This is a genomic window from uncultured Lacinutrix sp. (genome assembly GCF_947500605.1).
Lineage (GTDB): Bacteria > Bacteroidota > Bacteroidia > Flavobacteriales > Flavobacteriaceae > Lacinutrix.
This window is the reverse complement of the sequence record NZ_CANMSJ010000001.1, coordinates 187,736-203,609: the sequence shown is the minus strand read 5'-3', so window position 1 is coordinate 203,609 and position 15,874 is coordinate 187,736. Positions and strand designations below refer to the sequence as shown.

17 protein-coding genes are annotated in these 15,874 nt (G+C 31.3%); 5 read left to right on the top strand and 12 right to left on the bottom strand.

Going from position 1 to position 15,874, the window contains the following annotated elements; all coding sequences use genetic code 11:
- Positions 1-5: 5 nt before the first annotated feature.
- A complete protein-coding gene (locus tag Q0935_RS00975; protein WP_299381583.1) occupies positions 6-1,319 on the top strand; it encodes a serine hydrolase in 1,314 nt (437 codons plus the stop codon).
- On the opposite strand, the gene Q0935_RS00970 is transcribed toward Q0935_RS00975, so the two are convergent.
- The 3 genes from Q0935_RS00970 to Q0935_RS00960 all read right to left on the bottom strand — a co-directional run bounded on the left by Q0935_RS00970 (position 1,316) and on the right by Q0935_RS00960 (position 8,034).
- Positions 1,316-4,153, bottom strand: coding sequence for an Npt1/Npt2 family nucleotide transporter (locus Q0935_RS00970; RefSeq protein WP_299381580.1), 2,838 nt, complete (start codon positions 4,151-4,153; stop codon positions 1,316-1,318). The two genes, Q0935_RS00975 and Q0935_RS00970, sit on opposite strands and share 4 nt — an antisense overlap.
- Positions 4,154-4,163: 10 nt before the next feature.
- A complete protein-coding gene (locus Q0935_RS00965; RefSeq protein ID WP_299381576.1) occupies positions 4,164-5,081 on the bottom strand; it encodes a serine hydrolase in 918 nt (305 codons plus the stop codon).
- A gap of 124 nt (positions 5,082-5,205) precedes the next feature.
- Positions 5,206-8,034 carry a pitrilysin family protein gene (locus Q0935_RS00960; RefSeq protein WP_299381573.1) on the bottom strand — a complete coding sequence of 943 codons (2,829 nt, stop codon included), beginning with the start codon at positions 8,032-8,034 and terminating at the stop codon, positions 5,206-5,208.
- A 103-nt stretch (positions 8,035-8,137) separates the two neighbouring features.
- On the opposite strand from Q0935_RS00960, the gene Q0935_RS00955 reads away from it, so the two are divergent.
- Both Q0935_RS00955 and Q0935_RS00950 read left to right on the top strand, forming a co-directional pair.
- The gene (locus tag Q0935_RS00955; protein ID WP_299248041.1) at positions 8,138-8,419 is read left to right on the top strand and encodes a DUF3817 domain-containing protein; all 282 of its coding nucleotides are present in this window, start codon (positions 8,138-8,140) and stop codon (positions 8,417-8,419) included.
- Positions 8,420-8,459: 40 nt separating this feature from the next.
- Entirely contained in the window at positions 8,460-9,680 is a 1,221-nt protein-coding gene (locus tag Q0935_RS00950; RefSeq protein ID WP_299381570.1) for a thioredoxin-like domain-containing protein, read from the top strand.
- Position 9,681: 1 nt separating this feature from the next.
- Here the strand turns inward: Q0935_RS00950 and Q0935_RS00945 are convergent, their stop codons facing one another.
- Positions 9,682-10,071 (bottom strand): hotdog domain-containing protein, encoded by a 390-nt coding sequence (locus Q0935_RS00945; RefSeq protein WP_299381567.1) that lies wholly within the window; start codon positions 10,069-10,071, stop codon positions 9,682-9,684.
- Entirely contained in the window at positions 10,068-10,967 is a 900-nt protein-coding gene (locus Q0935_RS00940; protein ID WP_299381564.1) for a DUF72 domain-containing protein, read from the bottom strand. Before Q0935_RS00940 ends, Q0935_RS00945 begins: the two co-directional genes overlap by 4 nt.
- A gap of 111 nt (positions 10,968-11,078) precedes the next feature.
- Here Q0935_RS00940 and Q0935_RS00935 point away from each other — a divergent pair, with 111 nt between their 5' ends.
- On the top strand, positions 11,079-11,495 hold the full coding sequence (locus tag Q0935_RS00935; RefSeq protein WP_299381561.1) for a glyoxalase: 417 nt from the start codon (positions 11,079-11,081) through the stop codon (positions 11,493-11,495).
- Here Q0935_RS00935 and Q0935_RS00930 read toward each other — a convergent pair.
- The 7 genes from Q0935_RS00930 to Q0935_RS00900 form a co-directional block, all read right to left on the bottom strand.
- Positions 11,492-12,163, bottom strand: coding sequence for a DUF2461 domain-containing protein (locus tag Q0935_RS00930; RefSeq protein ID WP_299381558.1), 672 nt, complete (start codon positions 12,161-12,163; stop codon positions 11,492-11,494). The two genes, Q0935_RS00935 and Q0935_RS00930, sit on opposite strands and share 4 nt — an antisense overlap.
- A 95-nt stretch (positions 12,164-12,258) precedes the next feature.
- Positions 12,259-12,399 (bottom strand): hypothetical protein, encoded by a 141-nt coding sequence (locus Q0935_RS00925; protein ID WP_299248057.1) that lies wholly within the window; start codon positions 12,397-12,399, stop codon positions 12,259-12,261.
- Positions 12,400-12,419: 20 nt separating this feature from the next.
- Positions 12,420-12,626, bottom strand: a complete 207-nt coding sequence (locus Q0935_RS00920; protein WP_299248060.1) for a hypothetical protein — start codon at positions 12,624-12,626, stop codon at positions 12,420-12,422.
- A 103-nt stretch (positions 12,627-12,729) separates the two neighbouring features.
- Complete coding sequence (locus Q0935_RS00915; RefSeq protein WP_083477220.1) at positions 12,730-12,885, bottom strand: DUF1328 family protein; 156 nt, start codon at positions 12,883-12,885, stop codon at positions 12,730-12,732.
- A gap of 47 nt (positions 12,886-12,932) precedes the next feature.
- Complete coding sequence (locus tag Q0935_RS00910) at positions 12,933-13,835, bottom strand: mechanosensitive ion channel family protein (protein ID WP_367181420.1); 903 nt, start codon at positions 13,833-13,835, stop codon at positions 12,933-12,935.
- A gap of 47 nt (positions 13,836-13,882) precedes the next feature.
- Positions 13,883-14,398, bottom strand: coding sequence for a DNA starvation/stationary phase protection protein (locus tag Q0935_RS00905; RefSeq protein WP_299248067.1), 516 nt, complete (start codon positions 14,396-14,398; stop codon positions 13,883-13,885).
- Positions 14,399-14,575: 177 nt separating this feature from the next.
- Positions 14,576-15,361, bottom strand: a complete 786-nt coding sequence (locus Q0935_RS00900; RefSeq protein ID WP_299381555.1) for a tRNA pseudouridine(38-40) synthase TruA — start codon at positions 15,359-15,361, stop codon at positions 14,576-14,578.
- An 84-nt stretch (positions 15,362-15,445) separates the two neighbouring features.
- Here Q0935_RS00900 and Q0935_RS00895 point away from each other — a divergent pair, with 84 nt between their 5' ends.
- Entirely contained in the window at positions 15,446-15,862 is a 417-nt protein-coding gene (locus tag Q0935_RS00895; protein ID WP_299381553.1) for a hypothetical protein, read from the top strand.
- Positions 15,863-15,874: the final 12 nt, after the last annotated feature.

Here is a 15,874-nt window from a genome sequence, read left to right as displayed (position 1 = left end):
ATATTATGAAAAAAATATTCTACGCAGCAGTTGGTCTTTGTATTCTATTGTCTTTTGGGTTTGTTTCTTACCCAATAGATGGCTACCAGCGTACTGGAATTAAGCGTTTGTACCAAATACATAAAATGCAAATAGACAGTGTGCCTTATAACCGTATTCCGTTTGGTGCCTATAAAAAGTTAGCAGATATTAAACTTAATCTAACGTCTAGAACCGAAGACAGTATTAAAGCATTATTTGTAGAGAATAAGGAATTTGCAGAACGCATAAAACGCTTGGTACCAAGTGGTGCTTATTCTTTGGCTGTTATGGACATGACCAATGCTAACGATTTAAAATATGCTGCACATAGAGAAAATGTAGGTTACCAACCAGGAAGTGTTGGTAAAATAGCTGTTTTAAATGCAGTTTTTACGCAAATGGCTAAGGTTTGTACCGATTTCGATCAGCGTATTATGTACCTAAAAGATATTAAAGTGTCTTCTCGTTATTGGGGCACTGGAGATCACCATACTGTGCCAATTTATGATATTGAAAAAGATAAATTAACAAAAAGACAAGTAGTTGCTAGCGATAAATTTTCGCTATTTGAATGGTTAGACCATATGGTTTCTGTGAGTAATAATGGTGCAGCAAGTGTTATGTACAGAGAAGCAATGTTAATGGCTGCCTTTGGTCCTGACTATGTTAATTTAACTGAAGAACAAGGCGAAAACTACTTTAAAGATACACCAAGAGATAGCTTAACCAACTTAGCAAATACAGTTGTAAATGAACCTTTAAGAACTTTAGGAATAACTGAAGACGATTGGAGACTTGGTGGCATGTTTACACGTACAGCAGATAAGTATGTGGGCAGAAAAGGTGGTAGTATTGGCACACCAAAAGGTTTAATGAAATGGTTTGTAAAACTAGAACAAGGTAAAATTGTAGATGAAAAGACTAGTCTTGAAATGAAACGACTGCTCTACTCTACAGATAGACGTATTCGTTATGCAAAATCTAATAGACTAGACAGTGCTGCTGTATATTTTAAATCTGGTAGTTATTACAAATGCGATAGAAAGAAAGATCCTAATTGTAAGGATTATGCTGGAAATGTTTTTAATTATATGAATTCCGTTATTATAGTTGAGCATCCAAACAACGGTTCTAAATACATTGTTTGTTTAATGTCTAACGTTTTAAACAAGAATTCTGCCGGAGCACATATGTATTTAGCGAGTAAGATTGATGATTTAATTGAAAAGAACAACGAAAACTCCGATGCTAAATTAGACGAGAATTTTAAGGATAAAGATGATACTGGCGGTAATTAAGGTTTAACATCTGTTAAACTGTCTATAGTTGCGTAAGCAAAAAACTTAACATCCTTATTTTTATGCTTCTTTAAAGGCATTGCAATAGGGATGTACTTTTTGTTATCAAGTACCATTATAAGATGTAAAATCTCTAATTTAACACGTTTACCTCTTCGTTTTATTAGCATCGTTAAGTATGCTTTTTCTGGTATTGTATTAATTTTTAATATCGCAGAATCGAAATGGTCATTTTCTATTACAGTATGTTCTATTAATGGAAAAATTTTAGACTTTAATTGTGAATTTAATAAATTATCTAAAAACTCTAATGCATTAACTCTAGCCTCTTTAACATCACTAAACAAACCGGAATAAGTTACATTAATATCGGCTTCATCGTAAACCAAACTTAATAACTTAAAAATACATTTTAAACTGGTATCAATCTGCTCATTTAAAACCTCAATTAAACTTTGTCTAGCAATAAAAACCTCGGTATCACTATCGTTTTCAGGTTCTAAAAGCGATTGATTAATAGTGTTTTGTATTGAGGAAATAGCATTAATTGTATTTTTATAATATCGTCCTTCTCTTAATATTACTCGCTTAAAAATACGCTTGTTGTAAAAAAGCGATTGGTTTTTCTGTCTTAGTTTTAATAATGCTTTAGCAGACTCTAACCTAATAACTACATCCTTACTCTTTAGTAATCTTAATAAAATTTTTACAGAATTTTGAGAGTTAAAAGCACTTATTACTTTAGGTAAATGTTGTTTAATATTATCGGATAACTCTTCAGATTTGTTGAGGTTTAAAATTGTTTTGGTAATTCCTGTTCCATAATTTTTAAGCGCTTTAATTGCTTGTTTTCTATGCTCTTTAGTCGATAAGTATTGTAACAATTCATCTATAAAACGTTCGTTAGCCGTTATACCTGCTGCTTTAATAGCATAACCTACTATATATGGATCTCTATTATTTAAGTGTACATTTATAAAAGGATAAAACTTCTCGATTCCTGAATATGCAATAGTTACTAATAGCTTTGCTACAGCTTCTTTTCTACTAAATCCTTCGGGTGTATTTAGAGCTCTAACAAGCTCTGCAATTCTAGTCTGTAAATTATATTTAAGAGATAGTTTATTATTGTTTACACCTTCTTTTGCAAGACATAGCAAGGCTGCATTAGAGATATAATCGGTTTCGTGGTTTAAATACTTATCAAAAAATGCATTCGCATTTATATTAGAATGCTGCATAATATAATCTAAAGCAGTATAAACTAAATCGTCATTTTCTTCCGTAATTAAAGCTTCAACTTTATTAATAGCAGTTCCTTTATCATATTGAAACAACTCCTTTATAGCTTCTGTTTTCACCTTATTTGATGGATGCTCTAATAAATTGATAATACTATCCTTTAAAGCGATAATCCTATAAGAACTTAATTGCTCTAAAAGGCTTAAAATTTCGGTTTCTGCTCCAGAATGTAGAATCCGTCTAGCAGCAACCAAAGTCGTTTCGTATTTAATGCTTTTTTCTATCTTAGTATTAGCAACTAACGTTTTTTGAATATTAGTTCTAAAAGAATTGAAATAAGCTTCTCGAAGTCTGTAGATTAAAAGAATCCAAATAAAGACAAAAAGCAAAATGATAACCGTAATATACGAGGTGTCTAAATCTAATCTTCTAATTAAAAAGATAAGTAAAAAACCAGCAATACCTGTTGCGACGCTATCTACTGCCACATCTATAAAAGACTTTGCCTGATTTTTAATATTATTAGGAATTGGCATTATAGACAATTCTACAGCTGCTTTATTTAGCGATTGTTTAAAGCTGCCATCTATTCCTTTTATTATAACTAAAACCCATAATTCTGGAAAGGTTAAAAACAGTAAACTCCCTAAAGCTATACCTAAAGGCAATATTAGTAATGTAGAAGAAACGCCCAATCTACTTAAAAAACGATTGGTAACAAACAGTTGCAGAACTAAAGCAATAACATTAAAAGTTGAAAACCAAAAGCCGAAAAAAGAGGCTAATTCATCTGAATCTGAAATAGCTTTATTAGCAAAATCACTAAATTGAAAATCTACTAGTTTAGCTACAATAACACCAATACCAGTAATTAATGCTAAGTAAGTTAAATGTTTAGATTTTAATATGAGTTTAAATGAAGAATCTTGAGTAGTAGTTTCGTTGTATTTACGTTGTTTCCTAACGTAACTTGTCATTTTTAGAATTCTTAAATTCCAAATTTTCTTAATAATTGGAATGCAGCATAAAATAAGTAGCGCTGCCATTAAAATGGCATATTTATTACCGTAAGAAGATACGATAATACTCGTTAAATAACCTCCAAATACACCACCAGCAATTGCTCCTGCTCCAATAAACCCAAATAAACGCTTGGCTTCTCTTGCGTTAAAAACCATATTGGCTAAAATCCAAAACTGAGAAGTTGCAATAACTGCAAAAAGCGAAATACTTAAATAATAAAAATATAGCAATGCTTTATCGAGAGCATTAAAATGTAAAATAATACTTAATGCTATAAACCCTAAACTAAAAATTATTAAAGAGCCTATAGTTACTTTTAGCAACGAAAAGGCTTTAACTGCTTTATTATAAAATATTGAAGTAAGCACAGCAACCAACGCTACAAGCAAGTAACCATACGGCAAACTATCTGCACCTAATTGATTAACAAATATTGCATTAACCGTTGGCTTTACAATTAATAACACTGTTATAATTAAAAAGATATATAACTGCATTAAAAAAGAGATGTATATTTCACCATCTCTTAGTCCAAATGTTTTATTAAATATGTTTTTTAGTAAAGGCAAATAAAGTTATTTATACTTTTAATGAAGAATGAGATTTCTTTAAAACTTTCTCTATTGGTACAACTAAATTTCTTGTGATTTGTTCACCTAAATCGTTTTCAATTAATGCTACAATAATATACTTACGTTTTGGTCCCCAAACAAGAGCAGAATCTGCGTGGTAGTTTTTCCAAGAACCCGATTTTCTATAAATTGTTGCTTTTGGTGCTATTCTATCTAGCGTATTAACAAACTTATGGTGTAGTGCTGGATCTTTCATTATATCTAACATCTCTTTAGAACGTGCACTACTAACTAAGTTACCCATTGCTAACTGATAGTAAAAACTACATACCTGCTTTGTTGTTGCTGCATGACTTAAGCCTTTCATAGGTTCTGGATGGCGTTTACCACCTGCTGCATAACGTTTTCCAACCCATAAACCACCACCAACTTCTTCGTCGTAAAGTTTATTTTTAGGAGCTCTTAAAACAGCTTCAATTTTATCGTACCCAACACGATCAATCATTCTTGTAGAAGCTTGATTGTTAGATTTACTAATCATTAATCGCATGTCGTTTCTAACTTCCTTTGTATCTTCTAACTCACCTTTATCTATGGCATCCATAGCTGCTAATAAAATAGCTATTTTAGGTAAGCTTGCAGCATACATCATGTGGTCATCATTTAAACCAGCATATTTAATGTTGCATTGGTCTGTTAAATCTACAATAGCTATGGACATCTTCTTGTTTTGAATTAGTCCTTTCCACTCAGAATTCTTATAAATTTCAGTTTGTAATATTTTTTGCAAATCTGCATTCTGCAAATCCGCAATGGGATCAATCTCTAGTCTTGTACTTTTTAGTGGTAATTCATTTTGTGAAAAACCTAATATACTAATCAAAAACACTAGTATTGAAACGGCATTTTTTATCGTGTTATTCATTTAATTTTTCAAGATTTTATTGTAAAGAACATCATTTACAAATTACGTGCCAAATATCATACATTTAAATCAAAATTAATGTTAATTTTCAAGATTTAATTTACTGTTTTTCAGTTATTTAAAACTACATTTTATTACCATAAATATCTAACTCTGTAATTATTTTACCCAGCTTTTTAACTTCATTATACTGTGTGGCTTTATCACCAACAATTACATAAATCATGTCTTCTTCAACTAAGTATTTATTAATAATATTTTTATAATCTTCTAAAGACATATTTACCAATTCTTTCTGGTCGTCTTCTGTAAATGTTTTAGACAAGTTGTATTTACTAATTTTTCTAAGCATTCCTAATTGTGCTCCTAAACTTTCGAAAGCTCTTGTGTTCCCTTTAAGTATTTTGTTTTTAGTTAGCTCTACTTCTGTTTCAGAAAAATTTTGAGCATAATTAGCAACCATATCTTTAATAATTTCTAACGATTTTAAAGTCGCATTTGCTCTTACACTTGTTCTAATAGTATAAGGAGATACTGTTTTATTAGCCACCACATTTGAATACGCACCATAGGTATACCCTTTACCAATTCTTAAGGTTTGAAATAACTTACCGCTAGATCCACCTCCAATAATTTCGTTTGCAAAACTTAAATTATTTGCATCTTCGCTTTCTTGTGATAATACCGATTTACCTATTAACACGACAGATTGTTTTGCTCCTGGAAAGTCTACAAAATACAATTGATTTTTAGCTGTATTTTCTGGTAATTGGTATTCTGGAATAGCGACACTTTTAGTCTTCCAATTATTTAAAGAAGCTAACGTATTTTTAATAGCTGCTTTGTCTAATGCACCAGCAATATGAAATGTTGCGTTCTCTGGCGACAGTTTTTGGTAATAATCTTTTAAATCTTGAATAGTAATAGCGTTAGTAGATTCTGGTGTTCCAGAACTTGGTACAGAAAATATATGATTTTCGCCATATATTAACTTGTTATAAACCAATGATGCAATACTATTAGGATTAGCCTCTTTACCTTTTAAGTTGGTTTCTAAAGCTTTTTTAAGTCTGTTATATTCATTCTCATCCCAACGCGGCTCTAAAATAATCTCTTTTACTAATGCAATAGTCTCATCGAAATTTTTAGCCAAACAAGAACCGGTAATATGAAAATCTTCGAATGTTGAATAGGTATTAATATTTGCACCTAACAAACCAATTGCTTCTTCTAAATCTGCTGGTGTTTTAGTTGCAGTACCTTCCATCATTAAATCGCTTAATAAGCTAGCAACTCCAGACTTGTTAATAGGATCTAGTAAATGTCCGCCAGGAATAGTAATATCGAATTGCACTAAAGGCACTTCGTTGTTTTCTATGCCGTAAACTTGCATGCCATTACTTAAAGCGTCTGTCCAAACCGTTGGAGATTTAAACAATGGTAATTCGCCATAACCAGGTTCGCTTCTATCGTGTTTAGATTCTGTTTTAGTATAAACAGCTTCTGCACCTTGGCTTACCTCTTCGTTAGCGACATCTTTCTTAACTTCTTCAATCCAAACGGTAGCCAATTCAGCTTCAGCTACAGCTAAATCTAAATTTCCTTTTGGTACAACACTCGTCATTACATAATTCTTATCCTTTAAGTATTTAGTGTACACACGCATAACATCTTCTGCAGTAACTGCATTGGTAAGCTTTGCGGTTTGTGTAATATAACTTGGGTCTCCCTTAAATTCGTTATCTTCTACCAACTGAAACGCTTTATTTAAAACTGTACTCACACCTCTAAACAAGCTCGTTTCTAATTCTGCTTTAATACGTTTTAAATCTTTTTCGTTTACACCTTCTTTTTCAAAACGCGACAAACCTTCGTCTATAGCTGCTTTTACTTGGTCTAAATCTGTACCAGCATTAGCTCTTACTCTAAAAACAAATTCTCCTGCTAGTTCACTACTACTTTGGTAAGTACCAACATTAGGTGCTAATTTTTGTTCTTCTACAATGGTTTTGTATAGTGGTGCTTTTTTACTTCCGCTTAAAAGATCTCCTAAAATTTCTAGTGCATATTTGTCTTTATTATACTCCTCTACTGTCGGAAAAGTCATGCGTAGCTCCGGTAATTTTGCAAAACCATCTTCAAAATACAATGATTTAGTTTCCTCTAAAGTCACTGGCATTGGCTGCAAAGCTTCTACTTCTGGACCGCTAGGTATTTCTCCAAACCATTTTTTTACAAGTGCTTTTGTTTCTGCAATATCAATATCTCCTGCAATAACTAAAGAAGCATTGCTTGCGCCATAATATTGCTTATAAAATTCTTTTACATCGTCTATTGTTGCTGCTTGTAAATCTGGCAAAGCACCAATTACAGTCCAATTGTATGGATGTGTTTCTGGATATAGGTTTTTACGCTTAATCTCGTCTGTATAACCATAAGCCGCATTATCTACACGTTGGCGTTTTTCGTTTTTTACTACTTGCTTTTCGCGCTCCAAAGCTTCGGTGGTTACGGTGTTAATCATGTATCCAAAACGATCTGAATCTATCCAAAGGATTTTTTCGAAGGCATCTTTTGGCACTACTTCGTAATACACCGTATAATCGTTAGAAGTCCCACCATTTCTGCTGCCTCCCCACTCAGGTATCATTTTACGATTTGCTCCTACAGGAACATTTTCGCTATCGTTAAAACTCATGTGCTCGAAAAAGTGAGCAAAACCAGTACGTCCAGGTTTTTCTCTATTAGAACCCACATGCATCATGGTAGCAACTGCCACAATAGGATCGCTATGGTCTTCGTGTAAAATAACTTCTAGACCGTTGTCTAAAGTGAATTTTTCGTAGTCAATTTTAAATTCTACATCTTTTGTTTCCACTTCTGCTTCTTTATTAGAGCAACCTATTGAAAATAAAATAGTACCTAATAAGAGTGTTTTGTTTAATAAACGCATGTTGATTGTTTTTTTCGTTTTGATAAAGATAATTATTATAAATAAATGAGGATTGAAATATGACATTTCTTAACTTTACATTTTTAAAATCTAAAAAAAAATTATGCTTAAAACATTTAGAATTGTAGCTTTATTAGAAGGTGTTTCGTACTTATTATTAGCAGGAGCAGCAATATATAAACGTATGCCTAATGGTAACGACGAACTTGTGAAACTACTTGGTATGCCTCATGGTTTACTTTTTGTAGCCTATGTTGCATTAGCTGTGTTTTTACGCATTACTTACAAATGGGATACTAAAACATTTATTATCATTTTATTAGGTTCTCTTATACCTTTTGGAACGTTCTATGTCGATAAAAAGTATTTAAAACCCTTAGCATAATTAGAAATTGTTGTATTATTCGGTAATTAACACCGAATTCATGTCCAATTTCCCTCGTTTTGCTATCATAATAGCTAGTTTTCTATTGTTTCAGTGCAAACAATCTTCTAAACCTGAAAATACTTTAGAAATACAAAAGAAAACTGTTAAAGACCAAGTAACTTCTATAAAAGATGATAACGCGTTTCTAATTAAAGGCACTTCGTTCTCATTAGAAAACACAAACATTTATCTCTTTAAAGCTGAAGATGATTCTTTTGCTTTAGTAGATTCTACAACGGTTAGTGATGCTAAATTTCAATTTAAAGGTTTAGCCGAAGTACCTTCGATGTATCGTGTTTCGGAAATTAGAAACAAAAATAAAAGCTTTTCTATATTAGTTGATGCATCGGAAATTCATGTGTTTTTAAATAAACGTATCGATCACTCTACATCATACTCTACTTCTACTGTACAAAAAGAATATAACGATTACACTTCGCAAATGACTGTTTTTAAAGACAAAGGCATGGCTTTGTATTATGGTTTAAAAGGAAATTTTTCTGCAGAAAACATAAAGAAACTAAAACAAGATCGTTTATCATTATTTGCAGAACAAAATAGTTTTATTGAAACCTATATTAAAGACCATTCTAACTCTTACGTAGCCGTCTTTTTAGTAAAAGAAAACATTCGTACTTATAATCCAAAAACACTGAGAGCACTTTACAATGGTCTATCTCCAGATATTAGAGATTTAGATTTCTCTAAGTCTATAGATTCTTTAATTGTAGAAAAAGAGTCTAAAATTGAAAAACGTTTACCAGTTGTAGTAGCGCATAAAGTTGAAGAGAATTTTACGGGTGAATACAGACCAAAAGCTTATAAAATAAGTGGCCTAAATCCTTATGGAGAAACAGTGTCTCTAAAATCAATACCTAAAGGCAAAGTGGTTTTAGTAGATTTTTGGGCAAGCTGGTGCGGGCCATGCCGAGCTACAAATCCAACCTTGGTGGCACTACATAAAAAATACAAAAGCCAAGGCTTCGAAATTTTAAGTGTTAGTGAAGACAAGGCAGAAGCACAATGGTTAAATGCTATAGCTACAGATGGCTTAACTTGGGATTATCATGTTATTGATAAAAATAAAAGCATTGCTTTTCGTTATGGCGTAGAATCTATTCCGTTTAAACTACTAATAGATAAAAACGGAAATATTGCTAGCGAAAAGATCTCTGGTCAGGCTTTAGAAACTAGGATTCAGCAATTGCTAAAAGAGTAAATTACTCCTTTAGCCTATCTTTGATATATTCAATTTTAGTTTTTCCATGAGGTTTTGGTTTCCCATCGTCTCCAAGATTAACCATAATAATATCTTCTACTGTAATAATGGTTTCTCTTGTCATCATGTTTCTTACTTCACATTTTAAAGTGATTGACGACTTACCAAAAACCTTAACTTCCATTCCTATCTCAACAATATCACCTTCTACGGCTTTACTATTAAAATTTATCTCACTCATATACTTGGTTACAATTTTCGAATTATTTAATTGTACTACAGTATAAAGTGCTGCTTCTTCATCTATCCATGCTAATAAACGGCCACCAAATAAAGTGCCATTCGGATTTAAATCTTCGGGTTTTACCCATTTTCTTGTGTGAAATCTCATAATGTAAATAAGTTTTGTTGTGGTGCGATAGTGTCCTCGTTTGGAACTTTTAAATCGTAACCAAGTTCGTTGTTTAATTTTTTAATAAAATATGCTGAAAGCAAAGGCGATTCTACTTCTAAATTTTGATGAATAAAGAAATCAATCTCTTTAATTCCTTGTGTTCTCCAGTCTTTAATACGTTCTATCCAATCGTCTAATCTTGCATAATCACTTGGATGGTTTGCACCAACATAACGCACAAAAGCTGTACTGTTTGTTAAACGCATGTGCATAATGTCTCGTCTGCCAGCAGAATCGACAATAATATTAGAAATATTGTTTGCTTCTAAAAGCTGATATAGTTTTTCTGCAATTTCTGTATTATACCAATCTGTATGCCTAAACTCTACCGCTAAGGGAATCTCTTTTGGCCAATGCTCTATAAAATCTACCACACGAGAATAATCTTTAGGCGCAAAATTGGAATGCATTTGTAAAAAAATGGTTCCTAGTTTTTCTTTTAAATTTGATGCATTGTATAAATAATTTTCAACTACAGCGTTTGTATCTTGTAAACGTTTCCAATGCGAAATTTCCTGATTCAGTTTAGGAAAAAATTTAAAATGCGATGGTGTTTTATCATACCATTTAGCAAACTGCTCTGATGGGAAAATGCGATAAAAAGTAGCGTTTAATTCAATAGAATTAAATTGTGATGCATAATAAGCCAATTCGTCTTTTGTACCTCTTGGATAAAAACCTTTAAGGTCTGCTCTATTCCATTTTGCACAGCCAACATATATTTCTGGCACATTATCATCCTTTACCAAATTAAGCACACGTTTAGTATCTTTATGGTCTTTTGGTAAAGTAAAGTCTATTAATTCTGGATGATCTACGCTTCCAAATTTCATTTCATATTAATTTATTATAAAGGTAATTGTTGATAAGACCGTTAACAAGAAATTTCTATATGAAATAATTATACCGTTATAATTAATAATTTTATAAAAACACTTATAATCATGACAACTAGAGACTTACAATTATTAGACATTAGGCCAATAATAAACACGATTAAAATAAGTGACAATATGAGTAAAGGTGAACGTTTTCAAAACGTTACGTTGCGTCCAATTATTAAATTACAAAACGATTTACTTGTTGCTGTCTTTAGAAACTACACAGCAAAGCATAAAAACGTGTTTTATGAGCTTACTATAGATAAGCGTTTGCACTATATAGACAATGCAATACATAAGGACATTAAGCTTAGAAATTCGCTAAAAGGAATGATTATTGGGCAGTTTACTACCGAAGAGTATTCTCTTTACATAGAAAATTCATCTGCATTAAATAAACGCATGATGAATTTAGTAATACAACGCTTGCAAAGTAATATTCAGTTGTTTGAAAAAACAGAAACGCTTATCTCTATTTAATCTATTAGAGATTCTCCGTTTAAATCTGTTGTTAAAATCGCGCTCATATAATCGAAATATGGGCGGATAGTAACAAAAGCATTATCTATAATATCTAGCAATTCTTTGCTTTGCACCTCTTTATCTGTAAGTTTTTTAGTAAAAACAAACTGTTTCTTTCGTATTAAATCTATAGCTGGATGTTCTTTATCGAAGCCTTTTGGTGCTGTTTTTAACTCCTCTCCTTCTAACTCTCCCCAAACAGATTTAAAGGTTTTATTGTTAATTATGGATCTTATTTCCTCATCGTCCATTTCAAATTCTTTTCTAATTCGCAATAGATCTTCTTTTGCAGGATCCCAAAAACCTGTAGCAATAAAGCTTTCGTTATTAGGTTGAATATGGAAATAGTAACCACCACGTAATCTTGGTTTTACTCTATGAAAAGAACCACTAAGATGTGTTTTATAAGGTAGTTTATTTTTAGAAAAACGAACATCGCGATAAATCCTGAATACTTTTACCTTATCTGTTTCATCGTGAGTATTTAATCTTTCATTTATTGTATTGTAAAAACTTTTAACCTCGGTTTCTAATGTTTTAAATTCTGGTTTATTATCGTTAAACCAGTCTCGGTTGTTGTTCTTTTCTAATTTTTTTAAAAAATTAAATACGTTTTTTGAAATCATAAACAGAGTTTGAAATTGGACTATAAAAATACAAAAAAAAGTCTCAGTTTCAATATTCTGAAACTGAGACTTTAACTAAAAACTTAGTATTAAAATTAATCTACTGCATCATCAATATCATCTGCAACGTCTTCAACGGCATTTTCTATCTTGTCTCCAGTTGACTCTTCTCTACAGCTTGTTAAGGCTATAGACATTGTGAATAAGGCTATAAATAAATATGGTAATTTTTTCATTTTTAGTGTTTTATTGGTTATTAAGATTCGTCATCAATCTCTTCGATTTCCTCTTCTACATCTTCAATTGCATCTTGTACATCGTCTGAAGCATCATCGATCTCATTTCCTGCATCTTCAATAATTTCTTCAATTGTTTCTTCCGGTGTTTTCTTTTCTTCTCTACATCCTGTTAATGCTATAGATAACGAAAACATTAAGACTAATAAATATGATATTTTTTTCATTTTTTATTGTTTTTTTTAATGGTTAAACATTAGAATAAATCTACAATTAAACTAAATATCTTTTACAAAAATCTTAGCTTATTTTTTTAAATAATTGAAAAATTTATCTCCTTCCTCTAATTAAGGATAACACAAATAATACTAGAAATATAAAGAAACATATTTTAGCTATTCCTGCCGCTCCTCCTGCAATACCACCAAATCCTAAGACTCCAGCTATAATTGCGATTATAATAAATGTAATGGTCCAACGTAACATAATTTTTGTTTTTAATGGTTAATAAATGTATTTCAAAAAACTAATTTTTAGTTTTTTGACAATTCTAATTCCTTATTATGATCTAAACTTAATTTGTTATCAAATTGTAGCGTTCTAATAGGAAATGGTATATTAATATCTTTTTTATCGTAAGCCTTTTTAATCTCTATAATAGCCTTACTTTTTGCTTTCATTTTCTCTAGTGCATTTTCAGATTCTATCCAAAATCTACATAGGTAATTTATTGAACTCCCTCCATACTCTGTATAATAGAATTCTACTTCGTCTGGTGAGTTTATTTGATCGAATGTATCTGCAACAGTTTGTTTTGTTAATGCTTCAACTTCATCTAAATCTGACTCGTAACCAACGCCACATTCTAGGAAAATTCTCATTTTTGTCGTTAAAGAGTAGTTTTTAACTGGATTTTCTAAGATTGACTTGTTTGGGATAAGTACCATATTATTATCTGCTTCTTTAACTACAAAGTTTTTTAAGCTAATCTCTACAACTTCTCCTGAAAAACCATTAGTTTCTACCCAATTACCTAGTTCTATACTTTTTCTAAAACTTAATACAATACCAGCAAAAGTGTTGCTAAGCGTGCCTTGTAAAGCTAAACCTATTACTAAACCAGAGACACCTGCGGCTCCAATTAAGGTTTCTAAAGTTTTACTTAAATTCATTACACCTAAAGCAAGAAACAATCCTACTGCTATAATAGTAATACTTGATATTTTAGTAATAATATTAACTAATGAGTCTTGTTTTACTTTTTTAGATATTAATTTTCCGATTAATCGAGAAACATATTTAGCAATGAAATAAAATACTATTAGTACTATAATTGCAATTACAAGATTTGGTAAGTTTTTTACAAAGGTATTTAACCAACCTATTAATTTACCTGATATTAGTTCGTATGCTGTGTTTAATTCGTCTGTCATCATTTGTTATTTGAGGTTAATAATTAAGAATACTGTTGTATCACTTAATATTAACTCTTAGCCTCACTCTTAATCTCTTCCTTCTTTAATTGATCGTCTGAGCTTTTAGACCAAGCATTTAACATCCAACTTGATTTTTCTAACTCACGAATGTATGCACCAATTAAATCTATTGTTCCTTCGTCTCCTACTTTTTCAGATTTTGCAATAACATCTGTCATTTGAGCAAGGATTGTTTTATGGTCGTTTAATAGTATTTCCACCATTTCTTGATCTGTAGCTAAAACTGAAGCTTCTTCTATTGATGAGATTTTTAAGTAATCGCTAAAATTACTTACAGGATGGTGTCTTAAGGTAAGTATGCGTTCTGCTATTGCATCAATTTTCACTTTAGCATCGTTGTACATATCTTCGAACTGGATGTGTAAATCGAAAAAGTTTTTTCCTAAAACATTCCAGTGAAAGCTTCTTAGTTTTTGGTAATAAATGTTGTAATCTGCTAACAACGAGTTTAACTCCATTACTACAGGAATTAACTTTTCATCTTTCATATTCAAATAATTCATATCGTCTGTTTTTTAAGGTTGTTATTATCTTCGGTACAAAGATGCAACACAAATCGAGCAGACGTGTTATATGATTTTTTAAGAATGTTATAGAATTCCAATAAACACCCTAAAATAGTGGTCTTTTCTTAATAAAAAAGTGTTAAAATGCAAGATTAGGAGAGAATAATTCAAGATTTACTCGAATTCAATACCTTTTAAAATTAGTCCAGAAGCAGGTGCAACATAGTAAATATGACCTTCAAACTCTGGTGTTAAACTAGATTCTATATCTTTTAAAGTGCGTTTTCCTTGACCTACCTCGATCAAGGTACCCATAATTAAACGTATTTGATTTCTCATGAAACCTTTTCCTTTTACGCGAAGGATATAACTTTTTTCAGGAAAGAAGTTTGCAGTGTAAATAGTGTTTTCTACAATCTCGCATTTAATAATCGTCCTATTGTATATTCCATTATCTGTGGGTTTATAGCAATAGTTTTTAAGATAGTGCTCTCCTTCAAATAATTTAGCAGCCTCAATCATTAAATCAATATCTAAATCGTCTAAAATAGTAGTAAGTATAGGCGCACAAAAAGGATGAAACTTATCTCCAAAAGCAAATACATATAAGTATTCCTTTATTTTAGAATGCTGTATTATATTAAACTCAGCATCAACTTCTTTAATGGTAAGCGCACGAATATCTTGAGGTAAATTTCTATTAAACAACTCTAAAAAGGCTGTCTCGTCTTCAATTTTTTCAAATAAAAATAATTCTATAGCTGCTTCCTCTGCAGATACCATAGCATCTGTTCTACCAGAAGCTAAACTTTTAAAACGTTTCCCTTCTAAAATAAAATTTAGAGTTCTATCCACCATTAAATGCAAGGTCTTTACATTCGGTTGTTTTTGCCAACCGTGAAAACGGTAACCCAAATATTGAATAGTAATTAAGTAGAAATATTTTTTATTAAATGCCATAGCGGTGCAAGTAACCTAATTTAATAAAAATGGCAAAATTTTTATACCTTGTAATTATAAAAAACTAACTAAAATTTAAAAATAATGACACAAATTGAAACTACAAAAGTACCCATCTGGTATTGGATTGTATCTATTTTAGCACTACTATGGAATGCTATGGGAGTTGTTGCTTATATAGGACAAGCTTATATGAGCGACGAAGTACTAGCGCAAATGTCTGAAACAGACCAACAAATGTATGCTAATTTACCAGCTTGGTACACAGCAGCATTTGCTATAGCAGTATTTGCTGGTGCTTTAGGATGCTTAGCTTTAGTACTTAGAAAAAAATGGGCTTATATTATATTGCTAGTCTCTTTAATTGCTGCTATTGCACAAATGAGTTACCTCACTTTTGTTTTAGAAATGGCAAATACTATGACTCTTTTAATTATAATTGTTGGCATAGCTTTAGTTTTTCTAGCAAAACATGCTACAAAAAAAGGTTGGATTTCTTAAAAACCAACTTAA

Bases quoted from the DNA above. Each gene is read 5' to 3' on its own strand.
- Q0935_RS00975 (WP_299381583.1), top strand. From the start codon at position 6: ATGAAAAAAATATTCTACGCAGCAGTTGGTCTTTGTATTCTATTGTCT.
- Q0935_RS00965 (WP_299381576.1), bottom strand. From the start codon at position 5,081: ATGAATAACACGATAAAAAATGCCGTTTCAATACTAGTGTTTTTGATT.
- Q0935_RS00960 (WP_299381573.1), bottom strand. From the start codon at position 8,034: ATGCGTTTATTAAACAAAACACTCTTATTAGGTACTATTTTATTTTCA.
- Q0935_RS00955 (WP_299248041.1), top strand. From the start codon at position 8,138: ATGCTTAAAACATTTAGAATTGTAGCTTTATTAGAAGGTGTTTCGTAC.
- Q0935_RS00950 (WP_299381570.1), top strand. From the start codon at position 8,460: ATGTCCAATTTCCCTCGTTTTGCTATCATAATAGCTAGTTTTCTATTG.
- Q0935_RS00945 (WP_299381567.1), bottom strand. From the start codon at position 10,071: ATGAGATTTCACACAAGAAAATGGGTAAAACCCGAAGATTTAAATCCG.
- Q0935_RS00940 (WP_299381564.1), bottom strand. From the start codon at position 10,967: ATGAAATTTGGAAGCGTAGATCATCCAGAATTAATAGACTTTACTTTA.
- Q0935_RS00935 (WP_299381561.1), top strand. From the start codon at position 11,079: ATGACAACTAGAGACTTACAATTATTAGACATTAGGCCAATAATAAAC.
- Q0935_RS00930 (WP_299381558.1), bottom strand. From the start codon at position 12,163: ATGATTTCAAAAAACGTATTTAATTTTTTAAAAAAATTAGAAAAGAAC.
- Q0935_RS00925 (WP_299248057.1), bottom strand. From the start codon at position 12,399: ATGAAAAAATTACCATATTTATTTATAGCCTTATTCACAATGTCTATA.
- Q0935_RS00920 (WP_299248060.1), bottom strand. From the start codon at position 12,626: ATGAAAAAAATATCATATTTATTAGTCTTAATGTTTTCGTTATCTATA.
- Q0935_RS00915 (WP_083477220.1), bottom strand. From the start codon at position 12,885: ATGTTACGTTGGACCATTACATTTATTATAATCGCAATTATAGCTGGA.
- Q0935_RS00910 (WP_367181420.1), bottom strand. From the start codon at position 13,835: ATGATGACAGACGAATTAAACACAGCATACGAACTAATATCAGGTAAA.
- Q0935_RS00905 (WP_299248067.1), bottom strand. From the start codon at position 14,398: ATGAATTATTTGAATATGAAAGATGAAAAGTTAATTCCTGTAGTAATG.
- Q0935_RS00900 (WP_299381555.1), bottom strand. From the start codon at position 15,361: ATGGCATTTAATAAAAAATATTTCTACTTAATTACTATTCAATATTTG.
- Q0935_RS00895 (WP_299381553.1), top strand. From the start codon at position 15,446: ATGACACAAATTGAAACTACAAAAGTACCCATCTGGTATTGGATTGTA.